This is a genomic window from Knoellia terrae (genome assembly GCF_048606435.1).
Taxonomy (GTDB): domain Bacteria; phylum Actinomycetota; class Actinomycetes; order Actinomycetales; family Dermatophilaceae; genus Knoellia; species Knoellia terrae.
The window spans coordinates 137,957-154,063 of the sequence record NZ_JBMBWH010000001.1; the positions used below are offsets into that span (position 1 = coordinate 137,957).

At 71.9% G+C, this 16,107-nt stretch carries 15 protein-coding genes and 1 tRNA gene; 13 read left to right on the top strand and 3 right to left on the bottom strand.

All coding sequences use genetic code 11. The features are described 5' to 3' along the window. Window positions 1-55: 55 nt before the first annotated feature. From htpX to pepN, 3 genes are all read left to right on the top strand, one after another. Window positions 56-946, top strand: a complete 891-nt coding sequence (gene htpX / locus ACOJV9_RS00695; RefSeq protein ID WP_420183260.1) for a zinc metalloprotease HtpX — start codon at window positions 56-58, stop codon at window positions 944-946. Window positions 947-1,042: 96 nt separating this feature from the next. Beyond that, window positions 1,043-1,609 (top strand): NADPH-dependent FMN reductase, encoded by a 567-nt coding sequence (locus ACOJV9_RS00700; protein ID WP_420183261.1) that lies wholly within the window; start codon window positions 1,043-1,045, stop codon window positions 1,607-1,609. A gap of 34 nt (window positions 1,610-1,643) precedes the next feature. After that, window positions 1,644-4,103, top strand: coding sequence for an aminopeptidase N (pepN, locus tag ACOJV9_RS00705; RefSeq protein WP_420183262.1), 2,460 nt, complete (start codon window positions 1,644-1,646; stop codon window positions 4,101-4,103). Window positions 4,104-4,202: 99 nt separating this feature from the next. Here the strand turns inward: pepN and ACOJV9_RS00710 are convergent, their stop codons facing one another. Further along, window positions 4,203-4,697, bottom strand: coding sequence for a YajQ family cyclic di-GMP-binding protein (locus ACOJV9_RS00710; protein WP_420183263.1), 495 nt, complete (start codon window positions 4,695-4,697; stop codon window positions 4,203-4,205). 60 nt (window positions 4,698-4,757) lie between these two features. Here ACOJV9_RS00710 and ACOJV9_RS00715 point away from each other — a divergent pair. Further along, window positions 4,758-4,841: transfer RNA gene (locus ACOJV9_RS00715), tRNA-Tyr, on the top strand. 43 nt (window positions 4,842-4,884) lie between these two features. Here the strand turns inward: ACOJV9_RS00715 and ACOJV9_RS00720 are convergent. Next, a complete protein-coding gene (locus ACOJV9_RS00720) occupies window positions 4,885-6,039 on the bottom strand; it encodes an alcohol dehydrogenase catalytic domain-containing protein (protein ID WP_420183264.1) in 1,155 nt (384 codons plus the stop codon). 76 nt (window positions 6,040-6,115) lie between these two features. On the opposite strand from ACOJV9_RS00720, the gene ACOJV9_RS00725 reads away from it, so the two are divergent. The 8 genes from ACOJV9_RS00725 to ACOJV9_RS00760 all read left to right on the top strand — a co-directional run bounded on the left by ACOJV9_RS00725 (window position 6,116) and on the right by ACOJV9_RS00760 (window position 14,629). Next, a complete protein-coding gene (locus tag ACOJV9_RS00725) occupies window positions 6,116-6,718 on the top strand; it encodes a nucleotidyltransferase family protein (RefSeq protein WP_420183265.1) in 603 nt (200 codons plus the stop codon). A gap of 99 nt (window positions 6,719-6,817) precedes the next feature. Next, window positions 6,818-7,702, top strand: a complete 885-nt coding sequence (locus tag ACOJV9_RS00730) for an AAA family ATPase (protein WP_420183266.1) — start codon at window positions 6,818-6,820, stop codon at window positions 7,700-7,702. Window positions 7,703-7,718: 16 nt separating this feature from the next. After that, complete coding sequence (locus ACOJV9_RS00735) at window positions 7,719-8,822, top strand: vWA domain-containing protein (RefSeq protein WP_420183267.1); 1,104 nt, start codon at window positions 7,719-7,721, stop codon at window positions 8,820-8,822. Further along, on the top strand, window positions 8,815-9,936 hold the full coding sequence (locus tag ACOJV9_RS00740; protein WP_420183268.1) for an XdhC family protein: 1,122 nt from the start codon (window positions 8,815-8,817) through the stop codon (window positions 9,934-9,936). Before ACOJV9_RS00735 ends, ACOJV9_RS00740 begins: the two co-directional genes overlap by 8 nt. A 120-nt stretch (window positions 9,937-10,056) precedes the next feature. Beyond that, the gene (locus ACOJV9_RS00745; RefSeq protein WP_420183269.1) at window positions 10,057-10,563 is read left to right on the top strand and encodes a (2Fe-2S)-binding protein; all 507 of its coding nucleotides are present in this window, start codon (window positions 10,057-10,059) and stop codon (window positions 10,561-10,563) included. Beyond that, entirely contained in the window at window positions 10,560-13,049 is a 2,490-nt protein-coding gene (locus ACOJV9_RS00750; protein WP_420183270.1) for a xanthine dehydrogenase family protein molybdopterin-binding subunit, read from the top strand. The genes ACOJV9_RS00745 and ACOJV9_RS00750 overlap by 4 nt, the downstream gene beginning before the upstream one ends. Next, window positions 13,046-13,900: an FAD binding domain-containing protein gene (locus tag ACOJV9_RS00755; protein ID WP_420183271.1), complete on the top strand. Its 855-nt coding sequence runs from the start codon at window positions 13,046-13,048 to the stop codon at window positions 13,898-13,900. Before ACOJV9_RS00750 ends, ACOJV9_RS00755 begins: the two co-directional genes overlap by 4 nt. A 3-nt stretch (window positions 13,901-13,903) precedes the next feature. Continuing rightward, complete coding sequence (locus ACOJV9_RS00760) at window positions 13,904-14,629, top strand: SRPBCC family protein (RefSeq protein ID WP_420183272.1); 726 nt, start codon at window positions 13,904-13,906, stop codon at window positions 14,627-14,629. Window positions 14,630-14,853: 224 nt separating this feature from the next. On the opposite strand, the gene ACOJV9_RS00765 is transcribed toward ACOJV9_RS00760, so the two are convergent. Continuing rightward, the gene (locus ACOJV9_RS00765; RefSeq protein ID WP_420183273.1) at window positions 14,854-15,051 is read right to left on the bottom strand and encodes a hypothetical protein; all 198 of its coding nucleotides are present in this window, start codon (window positions 15,049-15,051) and stop codon (window positions 14,854-14,856) included. A gap of 91 nt (window positions 15,052-15,142) precedes the next feature. Here ACOJV9_RS00765 and ACOJV9_RS00770 point away from each other — a divergent pair, with 91 nt between their 5' ends. Beyond that, on the top strand, window positions 15,143-16,099 hold the full coding sequence (locus ACOJV9_RS00770; protein ID WP_420183274.1) for a helix-turn-helix domain-containing protein: 957 nt from the start codon (window positions 15,143-15,145) through the stop codon (window positions 16,097-16,099). The last annotated feature ends 8 nt before the right edge of the window (window positions 16,100-16,107 follow it).

The following is a 16,107-nucleotide window of genomic DNA, read 5'->3' on the forward strand; positions in this document are numbered from 1 at the left end:
TCGGGTCAGCCGGGCTGATGGAACGAATCGTGCTCGACCGAGCGTTGGAGCTGACATGCACAACCATTTCAACGGACTGAAGACCGCGGGGCTCTTCGGCCTCATCTTCGGGCTGCTGCTCGCCCTCGGCTGGGCCGCCGCGGTCTACTTCGGCAACTCCACCTTCATCCTCGTCTTCGCCCTCATCGGCGTCGCCATGACGTTCTACTCGTACTGGAACAGCGACAAGCTCGCCATCAAGGCGATGCACGCGTTCCCTGTCAGCGAGACCGAGGCGCCGGCGATGTACCGCATCGTCCGTGAGCTCTCCACCAAGGCCGGGCAGCCGATGCCGCGCCTCTACATCTCGCCGACCGAGGCGCCGAACGCCTTCGCGACCGGCCGCAACCCGCAGAACGCCGCCGTCTGCTGCACCCAGGGGATCCTCCAGCTGCTCGACGAGCGGGAGCTGCGCGGGGTGCTCGGTCACGAGCTCATGCACGTCTACAACCGCGACATCCTCACCGGCTCCGTCGCCGCGGCCATCGCCGGTGTCATCAGCACGGTCGGCCAGATGCTCAGCTTCAGCGCGATGTTCGGCGGCGGCAACCGTGACAGCAACAACCCGGGCGGCGCGATCGCCGGCCTCGCGATGGCGTTCCTCGCCCCCATCGGCGCGATGGTCATCCAGCTGGCGATCTCGCGCACGCGCGAGTACGACGCGGACGAGGACGGCGCGAGGCTGACCGGCGACCCGCTGGCGCTGGCGTCGGCCCTGGCCAAGCTCGAGGCAGGGGTCTCGCGGGCGCCGCTCGCGCCGACCAAGAACCTCGTCAACGCGAGCCACATGATGATCGCCAACCCGTTCCGTGCGCAGGACATCTCGAAGCTCATGGCGACGCACCCGCCGATGGGTGAGCGGATCGCCCGGCTCCAGGCGATGGCGACCGGTTACCGCGGCTACTGATTCGCCCGACCGCCCCCGCACCGACGGCCCGGTTCCGGTGCCACGCTGGAAGGCGTGGTCCGGACCCGGGCCGTCGTTCGTCAGCAGGAGGTCGGCATGGCACGCAAGGTCGGATACTTCATCGGAAGCCTCTCCAAGGACTCGATCAACCGCGTGCTCAGCACGTGCCTGATCGCCGTCGCACCCGACGACCTCGAGTTCATCGAGATCCCCATCGGCAACCTCCCGCTCTACAACCGCGACCTCGACGACGACTACCCGGCAGAGGCGACGGCGCTCAAGGAGGCCATCGCGGACTCCGAGGCCCTGCTCTTCATCACGCCGGAGTACAACCGCTCCATCCCGGGCGCCCTGAAGAACGCCATCGACTGGGCCTCGCGACCGTGGGGGCAGAACTCCTTCGACCACGTCCCGGCCGGCGTCATCGGCGCCTCGGTCGGGGCCATCGGGACGGCCGTCGGCCAGCAGCCGCTTCGCTCGATCCTCAGCTACTGCAACGCCCGGCAGATGACGGCTCCCGAGGCCTACATCCACTTCGACCCGGAGGTCTACCTCGCCAGCGGTGAGGTCACCGACCCGGAGTCCAAGGAGTTCCTCACGACCTACATGCAGGAGTTCCGCGACCACGTCGAGCGCGTGCTCACGGTCCTGCCGCGGTCCTGACCTCGCGCCACACGCCGTGTGGCAGCATCGCGACGTGCCTTCTCTGACTCGCGACGAAGCCCGGCAGCGGGCGCAGCTGATCACCGTGGACCGCATGGAGGTCGACCTCGACCTCGACCGCGGACCGGAGCACTTCGGCTCGACGACGCGGATCCGGTTCTCGTGCCTCGAGCCCGGCTCCTCGACCTTCCTCGACCTGCGGGCGGTGTCCACCGAGTCGGTCGTGCTCAACGGTGCCGAGGTCGCGGTCTCGTCGGTCGTCGACGGCCGGCTGCCGCTGACCGACCTGCGTGACGACAACACCGTCGAGGTCACCGCGACGATGGCCTACTCCCGCGACGGTCAGGGCCTGCACCGCAGCACCGACCCGGCCGACGGCGAGGACTACGTCTACGGGCACCTCTTCCTCGACGCCGCGCCCAAGGTGTTCGCCTGCTTCGACCAGCCCGACCTCAAGGCGCCGTATGCCGTGACCGTGCGTGCGCCGCGGGAGTGGGTCGTCCTCGGCAACGGCCGCGCCACCCGCACCTCGGCCGGGCAGTGGGAGCTCTCCGAGACGCTACCCCTGGCGACCTACTTCGTCACCGTGTGCGCGGGCCCGTGGGTGTCCGTGCACGACGAGCACGACGGCATACCTCTGGGCATCCATGCCCGCCGCAGCCTGCGCCCCGAGCTCGAGCGGCACGCGCCGCAGATGTTCGAGGTCACCCGTCAGTCGTTCGACTACTACCACCGCACCTTCGGCGTCCGGTACCCGTTCGGCGACTACGACCAGGTCTTCGTCCCCGAGTTCAACGCCGGCGCGATGGAGAACCCCGGATGCGTGACCTTCCGCGACCCGATGCTCCACCGGGGGCGGGCGACGAGCGAGCAGATCCTCCAGCGCAGCAACACCATCGCCCATGAGATGGCGCACATGTGGTTCGGCGACCTCGTCACGATGCGCTGGTGGGACGACCTCTGGCTCAACGAGTCGTTCGCCGAGTTCATGGCCTACACCGCGACGAGCCGGGCGACCGAGTTCGCCGACTCCTGGGTCGAGTTCGGGATCTCGCGCAAGCAGTGGGGGTATGCCGCGGAGCGCGCGCCGTCGACCCACCCGGTGGCCGGGTCCCCGGCTCCCGATGCGCAGAGCGCGCTCGAGAACTTCGACGGCATCTCCTACGCCAAGGGCGCCTCCGTGCTGCGCCAGCTCATCGCGCACATCGGCGAGGACGCCTTCAACGCCGGCGTCACGGCATACCTGCGCTCGCACGAGCACGGCAACGGTGAGCTGGCCGAGTTCCTCGCGGCGATGGAGACCGCGCACGGTGCCTCGCTCGCGGACTGGAGCCGCGCCTGGCTCGAGACCGCCGGCGTCGACGTCCTCGCCCTCGACCGCGACAGCACGCTGACGCGCACGACGCCGGAGGCGTACCCCGCCGACCGGACGCACGCCCTCGACGTCGCCGGCTTCACCGACGGCGCCGAGACCTTCCGCAGCCAGGTCAGCCTCGCCGAGGACCGGGTTCGGGTGGACGGGGTCCGCGACTCCGCCGTGCTCCTGCCCAACGCCGGCGACCTCACGTGGGCGACCGTCGAGCTCGACGCGGACTCGCTGGCCGCCCTGCCGACCGAGTTGCCCCGCATCTCGGACACCATCGCCCGCTCGGTGCTCTGGGGGGCGGTGCTCAACGGGGTGTTCCGGGCGCGCGTCGACCCGCAGCAGGCGCTCGACGTCTTCGCCGCCGCGTGGCCGCGGGAGACGCACGACGCGCTGATGTCCCGGGTGGCGACCGCGTTCGGTGACCGGATCCTGCCGACGTTCCTGCCGGAAGATGCCGTCGAGGCGGCCAGGGAGCGGGTCGCCGCCGCCGCCCTCACCGCCTTCGAGGCGGCCGAGCCCGGTTCGGACCGCTCCGTCGTCGCCGTCCGCGTGCTCGCCGGCGTGACCTCGGACGAGGGTCGGCTCCGCGACTGGGTCGAGGGCCGCTCACTGCCCGAGGGACTCGACGGCGACTCCGACTTCCGCTGGATCGCCGTGCACACCCTGGCCCGTCTGGGCCGGGCCGACGACGCGCTCATCGCCGCGGTCGAGGCGGACGACGCCACCCTCTCCGGGCGGTTGGCGGGCCTCTCGGCCCGGGCGTCGCGGCCCGAGGCCACCGACAAGCAGTGGGCCTGGAAGGAGATCACCGAGAACCGGACGCTCTCCAACTACGAGCTCAACGCGCTCGCCACGGGGTTCTGGTCGAGCGGGTCGGTCGACACCCTCCGACCGTATGCCGCGCGCTACGTCAACGACATCCCGCGGCTGCGCGAGTGGGTCGGGGCCGACGCGCTCGACCGGGTCGCGACGCTGGCCTTCCCCTCGCGCGTCGTCGAGCCCGAGACCGTCGAGCTCGTGCGTGCGGCCATGGCGGGGCCTGACCTCACCGCGGGGGTGCGCCGGGCCATGGGTGACGAGCTGTCCAAGCTCGAGGAGGCGCTGACCTCCCGCTCCCGCTGGGCCTGAGGCCCGTCGCCGGTGTGAGACCGGAGGGAACCTTGAGGGTCCGGAGGGAACGGTTCCCTCCGGACCCTCAAGGTTCCCCATGGGGAGCGAAAGCTGGGGTCAGCGGTAGTTGGTGTACTGCAGCGCCACGTCGAGGTCGGCGGCGCCGAGCATCCGCTGCACGGCCTGGAGGTCGTCGCGCGACTTGCTGCTCACCCGCAGCTCGTCGCCCTGGATCTGGGACTTGACGCCCTTGGGGCCCTCGTCGCGGATCATCTTGTTGATCTTCTTCGCGTTCTCGGTGGAGATGCCCTGCTTGAGCGGCACGTCGAGCTTGTACTCCTTGCCCGACAGCCGCGGCCCGGCCTCGGGCACGTCGAGGTGCTTGAGCGAGACCTTGCGCTTGACGAGCCACGTCTGGACGACGTCGAGGACGGCGAGGCAGCGCTCCTCCGAGTTGGCCTGCATGGAGATGGACTCGCCCGACAGCTCGACCTTGGCTCCGACGTTCTTGAAGTCGTAGCGGTTCGCGACCTCCTTGGCCGCCGCGTTGACCGCGTTGGCGATCTCCTGCTTGTCGTAGTTGCTGACGATGTCCATCGAGGCGTCGGCCACGGGTCCTCCTGGGGCGAGTTTCGGGTTCAGGGTCTCGACTTGCTATCCTTCCACGCGCACGGCGGGTTGCCCGAGCGGCCAATGGGAGTGGACTGTAAATCCATCGCGAAAGCTTCGAAGGTTCGAATCCTTCACCCGCCACCACGTGCTCGAAGGCCCTTGACCGTATGCCGGTCAGGGGCCTTCGTCATGCCGCCGGCGGTCGTGCGCCGGGCGTGAGGATCTGGCGCACCTCGGTGCCCGCGTGCAGCCGGTCGAGCGCGAGGTTGACGTCGTCGAGCGGGACCCGGCTCGACGTGACGAGAGCGTCCGCCGGGAGCAGTCCCGCGGCATACAGGTCGAAGAGCCGCGGCAGGTCGCGGCGGGGGACCGAGGAGCCCATGTAGGAGCCGAGGATCGACTTCTCCTCTGCGACGAGCGAGGCGATCGAGACGCCGACCGCGTGGCGGGGGTGGGGCAGGCCCGCGACGACGACCCGCCCGCCGCTGCGGGTCGCGGCGTAGGCGGTGGTGAGGGCACCGGGGTGACCGGCGGCCTCGATCGCGACGTGAGCCCCGCCACCGGTGAGGTCGCGGACCTCCTCCACCGTGGTGTCGCCGGCGAGCACGCCGTGGGTGGCTCCGACGGCCTGGGCCGAGCCGAGCTTGGCGGCGACCGGGTCGACGGCGATGACGGGGTGGGCGCCGGCCAGCGCGGCGGCCATGACGGCGGAGATGCTGACACCGCCGAGGCCGACGACGACGACCGCCTCGCCGGGACGGACCTGTGCCGTGTTGAGGACAGCGCCGGCACCGGTGAGGACGGCGCAGCCGAAGACGGCGGCGGTCTCGAGGGGCACGGCGTCGGGGACCGGCACGAGCGACAGCGGCGAGACGACGGTGAGCTCCGAGAAGGCCGAGACGCCGAGGTGGTGGTGCAGCTCGCTGCCCGACGCGTCGCGGAACGGGCGACGGCCGGTGACGAGCCGGGCCTCGCGGTTTGCGGCCTGCCCCTCGACGCACCGGACCGGGTTGCCCCCGGCGCAGTCGGCGCAGCTGCCGCACGAAGGGACGTAGGAGCAGACGACCCGGTCGCCGACCCCGACCGTGGTGACCCCGGCACCGACCTCCTCGACGACGCCCGCGGCCTCGTGGCCGAGCACCATCGGCAGCGGCCGAGGCCGGTCACCGTTGACCACGGACAGGTCCGAGTGGCACAGCCCGGCGGCGGCGATCCGCACCAGCACCTCGCCGGGTCCCGGACCGTCGAGCTTCAGGTCCTCGACCGACAGTGGCGCCGAGTCGGCGAAGGGGTGGACGTCGGTGGAGTCCCGCAGGACCGCGGCCCTCGTCGTGATGCCCATGGATCCCTTCCGGTGCTTCCGTCGCGGCTCGCTGCGTCGGTGTCCACCGTAGGTGCGGCGGTGGCACAGTGGGCGGATGGGGAATGACGCGGTCGTCGGGCTCGTCCTCGCGGCGGGTGCAGGACGGCGGATGGGTGGGCCCAAGGGGCTGCTCCGAGTCGCACCGACGGGGGCCAGCTTCGTCGAGACGGCGATCGCCCACCTGCACGAGGCCGGCGTGGGCGAGGTGCACGTCGTCGTCGGCGCCTCCGCCGCCCACGTCGCGGCGCTCGCCGCCCAGGCCGGTGGCGTCGTCGTCGAGGCCGCGGGCTGGGGCGAGGGGATGGGCGCCTCCCTGCGGGCCGGGCTCGACGCGCTGGAGCCGACCGCTGCCCGGGCCGCCCTCGTCATGCTCGTCGACCTGCCCGACGTCGGGACCGGCGTCCACGAGCGCGTGCTGGAGGCGGCGGGCGACACGGATGGTGACCTCAGCAGCGTCCTGGTGCGGGCGGCATACGACGGCATCCCGGGGCACCCGGTCCTGCTGGGGCGCGAGCACTGGGCGGCCATCCGCGAGGGCGCGGTGGGCGACCGCGGCGCTCGCGACCACCTCGCCGGCCCGCGCACCCGGCTCGTCGAGTGCGGCGACCTCGCCACCGGCCGTGACGTCGACCGCCCCACCGACCTGCCCACCTCCTGAACCGGCTACTGCACAGGAATGCGCGTGGACACCCCATTTCCTGTGCAGTAGGTCGAGCAGGAGGTCGTGCGGGAGGGGCGCGCGTGTGACGATGCGGGCATGCACTTCTCCACCGCGGCGGATCTGCGCCAGGGCCTCGAGGACACCGGCTACCTCGGCGACGACGCGCTCGCCACCGTCGCCTGGCTCGCCACCCGGCTCGACCGGCCGCTCCTCCTCGAGGGGGAGCCGGGCACCGGGAAGACGGCCCTGGCCGAGGCCCTCGCCGAGGCCGCCGACGTCCCGCTCATCCGCCTGCAGTGCCACGAGGGCATCGACGCGAGCCAGGCGCTCTACGACTGGGACTTCCCGCGCCAGATCCTCCACCTGCGGGCGGTCGAGACCGTGGGCGTCGCCACCGGCACCGCGGCCCTGGCCGACGTCGAGGCCAGCCTCTTCGACGAGCGGTTCCTGCTCGCCCGCCCGGTCCTGCGCGCCCTGCGCGAGGCCCCGGCCGTCCTCCTCGTCGACGAGATCGACCGGGCCGACGACGAGTTCGAGGCGTTTCTGCTCGAGGTCCTCTCGACGTGGCAGGTGAGCATCCCCGAGCTCGGCACGATCAAGGCCGAGACGCCGCCGCTCGTCGTCCTCACCTCCAACCGCACCCGCGAGGTCCACGACGCCCTCAAGCGGCGCTGTCTCTACCACTGGCTCGAGCACCCCTCTCTCGAGCGGGAGCTCGCGATCGTGCGCAGCCGCGCGCCCGAGGTCCCCAAGGAGCTGGCGGAGCAGGTCGTCCGTGCCGTCCACGTCATCCGCGCGGACGCCGAGCTGATCAAGCCGCCGGGCGTCGCCGAGACCCTCGACTGGGCCCGGGCCCTCCACGAGCTCGGCACGCGCGAGCTCGACACCGCCTCCGTCGCCGCGACCCTCGGCGTCGCCGTGAAGTACCGCGAGGACGGCGCCCGCGTCCGCGCGGCGCTGGACCGGCTGCTGGCCCGGTGACCCGAGCGTGACGACCGTGGCGCGCCCACCCGAGGAGGTCCTCCTCGGCTTCGCCCGTGCCCTGCGCGCGGCGGGCGTGGCGGTCACCGCCGACCGCGAGCGCACCTACCTCCTCGCCGTCTCCACCGTCGGGCTCGACGACCAGGCCGCGACGTATGCCGCCGGGCGGGCGACCCTCTGCGGCTCACCGTCCGACCTCGAGCGCTACGACCTCGTGTATGCCGCGTGGTTCCGTGCCGAGCGTCCCGGCGCCGCCCGCCGGCCGCCCGTCCGACCGCCCACGACGATGGCCGACCTGCGGGGTGAGCCGCCACCGGGTGGGGAGGGTGAGGGGGTCGACCAGGACGCGGTCCGGGCGACGTCGAGCGACACGGAGGTCTTGCGGCACAGGGACATCGCGACGATGTCCGCCACGGAGCGCGCCATGCTCGCCCGCATGTTCGCCAGCCTCAGGCCCCGCCCGCCGAGGCGGGTCGCCCACCGCCGCCGACCCTCGCGCCGGGGCGACGTCGACGCGCGCTCCACCCTGCGCGACATGGTCCGGCGCCACGGCGAGCCCGGCCCCATCCGGCACCGTCGCCGCACCGACCGGCCCCGTCGGGTCGTCGTGCTGCTCGACGTCTCGGGGTCGATGAGCGCCTACGCCGACTCGCTGCTGCGCCTCGCCCACGTCTGGTGCCGGTCGGGCGCGCCGGTCGAGGTCTTCACCCTCGGCACCCGGCTCACCCACGTCACGGCCGCCCTGCACCAGCCGGACGCCGACCGGGCCCTCGTCGCCGCCGGCCGGGCCATCCCCGACTGGTCCGGCGGCACCCGCCTCGCCGACGGGATCAGGGCTTTCCTCGACCGGTGGGGCCGGCGCGGCATGGCCCGCGGAGCGGTCGTCGTCGTCATCAGCGACGGGTGGGAGCGCACCGACCCCGAGGCCCTTGGCGAGCAGATGCGCCGGGTCGCCGGTCTCGGTCACCGCGTCGTGTGGGCGAACCCGCACCAGGGCCACGCGGCCTACGAGCCGGTGCAGCAGGGCATCGTCGCGGCCCTGCCGTACGTTGACACCTTCGTCGCCGGCCACTCGCTGGCTGCGTTCGCCGAGCTCCTGGAGGTGGTTGCCGATGCGTGAGGTCCTCGCCGAGCTGCGTCAGTGGTGGGACGCGGGGCAGAGCACCGCCGTCGGGACGGTCGTCGACACCTTCCACTCCTCACCCCGGCCGCCCGGTGCCTCGATGCTCGTCGGCCCCACGGGTGAGGCCGTCGGCTCCGTGTCGGGCGGCTGCGTCGAGGGCGCCGTCTACGAGGAGGGCCAGGACGTCCTGGGCTCCGGGTCCGCGCGACTGGTGCACTACGGCATCTCGGACGACACGGCATACAGCGTCGGTCTGACCTGCGGAGGTCAGCTCGACGTCTTCGTCGAACGGGTCGACCGCGAGACGTTCCCCGACTTCGGCGAGGTCGCCGACGACATCGAGGCCGGGCGCCCCGTCGCCGTCGCCGTCGTCGTCGCCCACCCGAACCCGGCGCGGGTCGGGAGCCGGCTCGTCGTCCGCCCCGACACGGTGAGCGGGACGCTCGGCTCCCAGCGGGCCGACGACGCCGTCACCGACGACGTCCGCGGGGCCCTGGCCACCGCGCAGACCAAGACCCTCACCTACGGCCCCGAGGGTGAGCGGCGCGGCGAGGGGATGCGCGTCTTCGTCGCGGCCTACGCGCCCAAACCGCGGATGATCGTCTTCGGCGCCATCGACTTCGCGGCGGCGGTCGCGGAGCTGGGCCACTTCCTGGGGTATGCCGTGACGGTGTGCGACGCGCGCCCCGTCTTCGCCACTCCCGCGCGGCTGCCGGCGGCGGACGACGTCGTCGTGGCGTGGCCGCACACCTACCTCGCCGCGGAGGCGGAGGCCGGTCGCGTGGACGGGCGCACGGTCCTGTGCGTGCTCACCCACGACCCGAAGTTCGACGTGCCGCTGCTCGAGGTCGCGCTGCGACTGCCTTCAGTGGCGTACGTCGGGGCGATGGGCTCGCGACGCACCCACGACGAGCGGCTGGCCCGGCTGCGTGAGGCCGGCCTGACCGACGACGAGCTGGGCCGGCTGTCCTCGCCGATCGGTCTCGACCTCGGTGCGCGCACCCCGCAGGAGACCGCCGTCTCCATCGCCGCGGAGATCATCGCGCTGCAGTGGGGCGGCCACGGCGACCGCCTCTCCGAGCGCGGCGGGCCGATCCACCTGCACCAGTGAGCCGATCGGTGGGGCCGGTTCGGACCCGGAGGCTGTGACTTTTCAGGAATCCTTGCCAGAAGCGCCGGTTTCCGTTCAAGATCAACTACCGCACCACCCGCCCACGGCGAAGGGTCAAGGATGACTCGAATCTCGGTCACGGTCGACGGCTCGACCTACAGCGACGAGGTGGAGCCCCGCATGCTCCTCGTCCACTACCTGCGAGAGGTGGTGGGCAAGACGGGCACCGTGATCGGCTGCGACACGAGCAACTGCGGCGCGTGCACCATCCATCTCGACGGACGCAGCGTGAAGTCGTGCAACGTCCTCGCGGTCCAGGCGGACGGGCACGAGGTGACGACCATCGAGGGACTCGCCACGAACGGGGAGCTGCACCCCATGCAGCAGGCGTTCCACGAGTGCCACGCACTCCAGTGCGGCTACTGCACGCCGGGGATGATCATGCAGGCGATCGACGTGCTGACCGAGAACACGAACCCCTCCGAGGAGGAGATCCGGGTGGGCCTCGAGGGCAACCTCTGCCGGTGCACCGGCTACCACAACATCGTCAAGGCCGTGCAGCAGGCGGCCGGACAGGGTGCCACCGAGGGCGCCACCGAGGACGCGACGGCCGGAGCGCAGTCATGACCGCCGTCGACGACCGCCCCGAGGCCAAGACCGCCGAGATCGGGCGCGCCCGGCGCCGCAAGGAGGACCAGCGGCTCATCACCGGACGCACGAAGTGGACCGACAACATCCAGCTGACCGGGATGCTCCACCTCGCGATGGTCCGCAGCCCGCTGGCCCACGCCACCATCTCGAACATCGACACCGAGGCCGCCCGCTCCGCACCGGGCGTCATCGCGGTGTTCACCGGAGAGGACATCGCCGACATCCAGGGCGTCAACATCACCGCGTGGCCGCTCTCGGCCGAGCAGAAGACGCCGGACCACCTCCCCATGCCCCTCGAGCGGGTGTCGCACGCCGGCGAGATCGTCGCCGTCGTCGCTGCCCGGACCGCGGCTGCGGCCCGCGATGCCGCCGAGCTCGTCGACGTCGACTACGACGAGCTTCCCGCGGTCCTCGACCTCAAGGAGGCGGCGACGGACGCGGTCCTGGCGCACCCGTCGCTCGGCACCAACAAGTCCGCCTTCTGGCAGCTCGACTCCAAGGAGGGCGGCACCGGCGAGGACGTCGACGAGGCCATTGCCAAGGCCCGTGAGGGCGGCATCGTCATCGAGCGTGAGTACCGCCAGCAACGCCTCATCCCGGCGTTCATGGAGCCGCGGTCCACCGTCGTGGACCCGACCGGCGAGCAGGTGACGATGTGGTCGGCCACGCAGGTCCCGCACATCCTGCGGTTCTGCATCGCCGCCACGACCGGCCTCCCCGAGTCCAAGATCCGCGTCATCGCCCCCGACGTCGGTGGCGGCTTCGGCGGCAAGCTGCAGTCGACGCCGGAGGAGTTCGTCACCCTCGCGGTGGCGCGCAAGCTCGGTCGCCCCTGCAAGTACACCGAGACCCGCTCCGAGTCGATGGTCTCCGCGCACCACGGACGTGACCAGTGGCAGAAGCTCACGCTCTGCGCCGAGAAGGACGGGACGGTCACCGGGCTCAAGGTCGAGCTGCTCGCCGACCTCGGTGCCTATGCCGCGCTCGTCGGCGGCGGTGTGCCGGTGCTGGGCGCGTGGATGTTCAACTCGATCTACAAGTTCCCGGCCTACCGGTTCAACACGACGAACTACTACACCAACAAGACCTGGGTGGACGCCTACCGAGGCGCCGGCCGACCCGAGGCGACCTACGCCATCGAGCGGCTCATGGACGAGCTCGCCGCCGAGGTCGGCGTCGACCCGCTCGAGATCCGCGAGAAGAACTGGATTACGCACGACGAGTTCCCGTTCACGACCGTCGCCGGGATGACCTACGACTCCGGCAACTACGAGGCCGCGACCGCTCGGGCCAAGGAGCTCTTCGGCTACGACGAGCTCCGGGCCGAGCAGCGGCAGCGCCGCGAGTCGGGCGACCCCGTCCAGCTCGGCATCGGCGTCTCGACCTTCACCGAGATGTGCGGCCTCGCCCCTTCACGCGTCCTCGGCTCGCTGAACTACGGCGCGGGCGGCTGGGAGTCGGCGAGCATCCGGATGCTCGCGACCGGCACCGTCGAGGTCGTCACCGGCACGTCGCCCCACGGCCAGGGGCACGAGACGGCGTGGAGCCAGATCGTCGCCGACCGGCTCGGAGTCCCCTTCGAGAACGTCGAGGTGCTCCACGGCGACACCCAGATCGCTCCGAAGGGCATGGACTCCTACGGGTCCCGCTCGCTCGTCGTCGGAGGCGAGGCCCTCGTGCTAGCCGCCGACAGGGTCATCGAGAAGGCGAAGCCGTTCGCGGCGCACCTGCTCGAGGCCAACGCCGACGACCTTGAGTTCCGCGACGGGAGGTTCTCGGTTCGGGGCACCGACAAGGGCATCGGGCTCACCGACATCGCCCTCGCGACGTTCGCCGGCCACAACCTGCCGGACGGCGCCGAGCCGAGCCTCGACGCCGACGCGACGTTCGACCCGGTGAACTTCTCGTTCCCGCACGGGACCCACCTGTGCGCGATGGAGGTCGACACCGAGACCGGCGCGACGAAGATGCGCAAGTACGTCTGCGTCGACGACATCGGCGTCATCATCAACCCGCTCATCGTCGAGGGGCAGGTCCACGGCGGACTCGTCCAGGGCATCGCCCAGGCGCTGTGGGAGGGCGCCGAGTACGACGAGCAGGGCACCCTCGTGTCCGGCTCCTTCGTCGACTACACGCTCCCGACGTCGGCCGACACGATCAGCTTCATCACCGACCACACCACCTCACCGGCGACGTCGAACTCGCTCGGCACCAAGGGGGTCGGCGAGGCCGGCACCATCGCCTCGACACCGGCCGTCGTGAACGCCATCGTCGACGCGCTGCGGCCCAGGGGCATCAACGACATCACGATGCCGTGCACGCCCGAGCGGGTGTGGACCGCGATCCAGTCCGCCGGGTCGAACCAGTCCGAGCCCACGCCGACCGAGGTGCAGCCGCACTTCGAGGCCGGCTCGGGGAACCAGGACGATCCCGGCTCCGCCACGGAAGGAGCAGGCCAGTGATCCCCGCAGCGTTCGACTACGTCGCTCCCACGTCGGTCGCCGACGCGCTCGCCGCGCTGGCCGAGGCCGGCGACGACGCCAAGGTCCTCGCCGGCGGCCAGAGCCTCCTGCCCATCCTGCGCATGCGCCTCAACGCGCCCGAGAAGGTCATCGACCTCGGACGCATCGAGGAGCTGCGCGGCATCAGGGAGGACGGCGACCACCTCGTCATCGGCGCGATGACGACCTACACGGAAGCCCTCGCCTCGGACCTCGTCCGGGACCACGCGACGGTCCTCCACGAGGCGATCAAGGAGGTCGCCGACCCGCAGATCCGGCGCCGCGGCACGCTGGGCGGCGCACTCGTCCACGCCGACCCTGCCGGCGACGTCGGGGCGCCCGCGCTCGCGCTCGACACCGAGTTCGTCGTGACCGGCCCCGGTGGCGAGCGGACCGTCGCGGCGGCCGACTTCTTCGCCGACCTCTTCGAGACCGCCGTCGGTGACGGTGAGCTCCTCACGTCCATCCGCATCCCCAAGCACACGGGCTGGGGCGGGCACTACGAGAAGTTCGTCCGGGTCTCCCACCAGTGGTCGATCGTCGCGGTTGCGGCGACGGTCCGCGTCGAGGGTGGGTCGATCGCCGAGGCTCGCATCGGCCTGACCAACATGGGGTCGACGCCCCTTCGCGCGTCAGCGGTGGAGGCGGCACTCGTCGGCGCAGCCGCGACCGACGAGGCCGTGCGGACCGCCTGTGCTGCGGCGGCCGAGGGCACGAACCCGCCCAGCGACCTCAACGGCAGCTCCGACTACCGACGTGCCCTCGCGCCCGTCCTCACCCGTCGAGCGGTCCTCGCCGCCGCGGGAGGCTGACCCATGGAGCTGCATCACGACTTCACGGTGCCGGCCGACGCCGACACGGTCTGGGAGACCCTCCTCGACCTCGAGCGGGTCGGCACCTGCTTCCCCGGTGCGACCGTCACCGAGGCCAGCGAGGACGGGTTCGCCGGGACGGTCAAGGTCAAGCTCGGTCCGATCGCCCTGGTGTATGCCGGCTCCGGCACCTTCCTCGAGAAGGACGCCTCCGCGCGCCACGCGGTGATCGAGGCCAAGGGCAAGGACAAGCGGGGCAACGGCACGGCCGGCGCCACCGTGACGCTGCAGCTCACCCCGGCCGGCGACCGGACCAAGGTCGAGGTCGACACCGACCTCGCCATCACTGGCAAGCCGGCGCAGTTCGGCCGCGGCGTCATGCAGGACGTCTCCGACAAGCTGCTGCGCCAGTTCGTCGACTGCATCGAGAGCCAGTTCGAGGAGCCGTCGGCGGGTGACGGCGGCGGCGAGGGCGACGTCGCCGCGCTGGCCCCTCCGGAGCCCGGCGGTGACGGTCACGCCGACGCGCCGGCCGCGATGGCTGCCGAGCCGGTACCGGCGCGCCCTGTGCCCACGGCGAGCCGGCCCCGGCCGAAGCCGGTCGTGGACGACGCGATCGACCTCGGTGCGGTCGCGCTGCCCTCGGCCGTCAAGCAGTGGGGCCCGTATGCCGTGGCCGGCCTGATCGGTGCCCTCCTCGGCTACGCCATCGGCCGAGACCACGGCTGACCCCAGCCCACCCCGCCACCCACCGCCCACCACCCTGCCGCCCCGCCCGCACCCCACCGGCACCAGCTGCCCCTTTCCTGACAGCTTTCGACCGATAGGTCACGAACTGCCGCCCACCGAGCGCAGTTCGTGACCTATTGGTCGAAAAGTGGCGCCCCCGGAGCGCAGTTCGTGACCTATTGGTCGAAAAGTGTGCGGGGGCCGGGCGGGGGTGGGGGGAGGGGTCAGGCGGCTCGGCCGTAGGCGTCCCAGTCGTGGGCGCTGCGGCGGTGGTCGGCGTCGTGCTCGGCCGGGTGGCGGTAGTCGTCGGCCCAGGGCGCCGGGCGCTGACGGCGGTGGTTGCGCTCAAGGGCCCAGACGAACAGTGCCGTGAGCAGGAGAGGGGGGACGAAGGGGGCGATGTCGGCGAGGAGAGTGCTCATGGCACAAGTTTGACGCTGCACGACATGCTGCCACGAGTGGCGGATCTGACGGTCTTGCACAAGATGCTGCCAACCTGTCATGCTGACGGACATGGCCCTCCGTTCCGTCGCCGTCGTGCTCCAGGATCCCGTCGCCGTCTTCGAGTTCGGCGTCCTCTCCGAGGTGTTCGGGATCGACCGCACCGACGACGGTGTGCCGCCCTTCGACTTCCGCGTCTGCACCGAGCGGCCCGGCGAACCGCTGCGCGCCAACGGCGGGACGACGATCGTCGCCGGGCTCGGGCTGGACGCCGCCGCGGACGCCGACCTCGTGGCGATCCCCGCCAGCGACGCGGCCTTCGACCCCTCCGAGGCGGTCAAGCAGGTCGTGCGTGACGCGGTCGAGCGGGGCGCCTGGGTCCTCTCGGTCTGCTCCGGTGCCTTCACCCTGGGCGCGGCCGGGGTCCTCGACGGTCGTGAGTGCACCACCCACTGGCGGCACAGCGAGGAGCTCGCCACGGCATACCCGTTGGCGAAGGTGAACCCCGACGTCCTCTACGCGCACGACGGCTCGGTGATCACCAGCGCCGGGACCGCTGCCGGCGTCGACGCGTGCCTCCACCTCGTGCGCGCCGAGCACGGGGGAGCGGTCGCCAACCGGATCGCCCGCCGCATGGTCGTCTCTCCCCACCGCGACGGCGGCCAGCGGCAGTTCATCGACCGACCCGTCCCCGTCACGGAGGCCGACAGCCTCGGACCGGTGCTCCAGTGGATGCTCGAGCACCTCGACCAGCCGCACACCGTCGAGCAGCTCGCGCGTCGTGCCGCGATGTCGGGCCGGACCTTCGCACGACGGTTCGTCGCCGAGACCGGCACCACCCCGCACCAGTGGGTCACTGACCAGCGCGTCCTGCGCGCCCGCGAGCTGCTCGAGGAGACCGACCTGTCGATCGACCAGGTCGCGCGCGACGTCGGCTTCGGCAGCGCGGCCCTGCTGCGCCACCACTTCGCCCAGTGCACCGGCCTGACCCCCACGGTGTTCCGGACACGCCACCGCTCCCCGGCCTGAGCCGAGGA

Bases quoted from the DNA above. Each gene is read 5' to 3' on its own strand.
- ACOJV9_RS00765 (WP_420183273.1), bottom strand. From the start codon at position 15,051: ATGAGCACTCTCCTCGCCGACATCGCCCCCTTCGTCCCCCCTCTCCTG.
- ACOJV9_RS00750 (WP_420183270.1), top strand. From the start codon at position 10,560: ATGACCGCCGTCGACGACCGCCCCGAGGCCAAGACCGCCGAGATCGGG.
- ACOJV9_RS00740 (WP_420183268.1), top strand. From the start codon at position 8,815: ATGCGTGAGGTCCTCGCCGAGCTGCGTCAGTGGTGGGACGCGGGGCAG.
- ACOJV9_RS00700 (WP_420183261.1), top strand. From the start codon at position 1,043: ATGGCACGCAAGGTCGGATACTTCATCGGAAGCCTCTCCAAGGACTCG.
- ACOJV9_RS00745 (WP_420183269.1), top strand. From the start codon at position 10,057: ATGACTCGAATCTCGGTCACGGTCGACGGCTCGACCTACAGCGACGAG.
- htpX (WP_420183260.1), top strand. From the start codon at position 56: ATGCACAACCATTTCAACGGACTGAAGACCGCGGGGCTCTTCGGCCTC.
- ACOJV9_RS00760 (WP_420183272.1), top strand. From the start codon at position 13,904: ATGGAGCTGCATCACGACTTCACGGTGCCGGCCGACGCCGACACGGTC.
- ACOJV9_RS00720 (WP_420183264.1), bottom strand. From the start codon at position 6,039: ATGGGCATCACGACGAGGGCCGCGGTCCTGCGGGACTCCACCGACGTC.
- ACOJV9_RS00730 (WP_420183266.1), top strand. From the start codon at position 6,818: ATGCACTTCTCCACCGCGGCGGATCTGCGCCAGGGCCTCGAGGACACC.
- ACOJV9_RS00770 (WP_420183274.1), top strand. From the start codon at position 15,143: ATGGCCCTCCGTTCCGTCGCCGTCGTGCTCCAGGATCCCGTCGCCGTC.
- ACOJV9_RS00725 (WP_420183265.1), top strand. From the start codon at position 6,116: ATGGGGAATGACGCGGTCGTCGGGCTCGTCCTCGCGGCGGGTGCAGGA.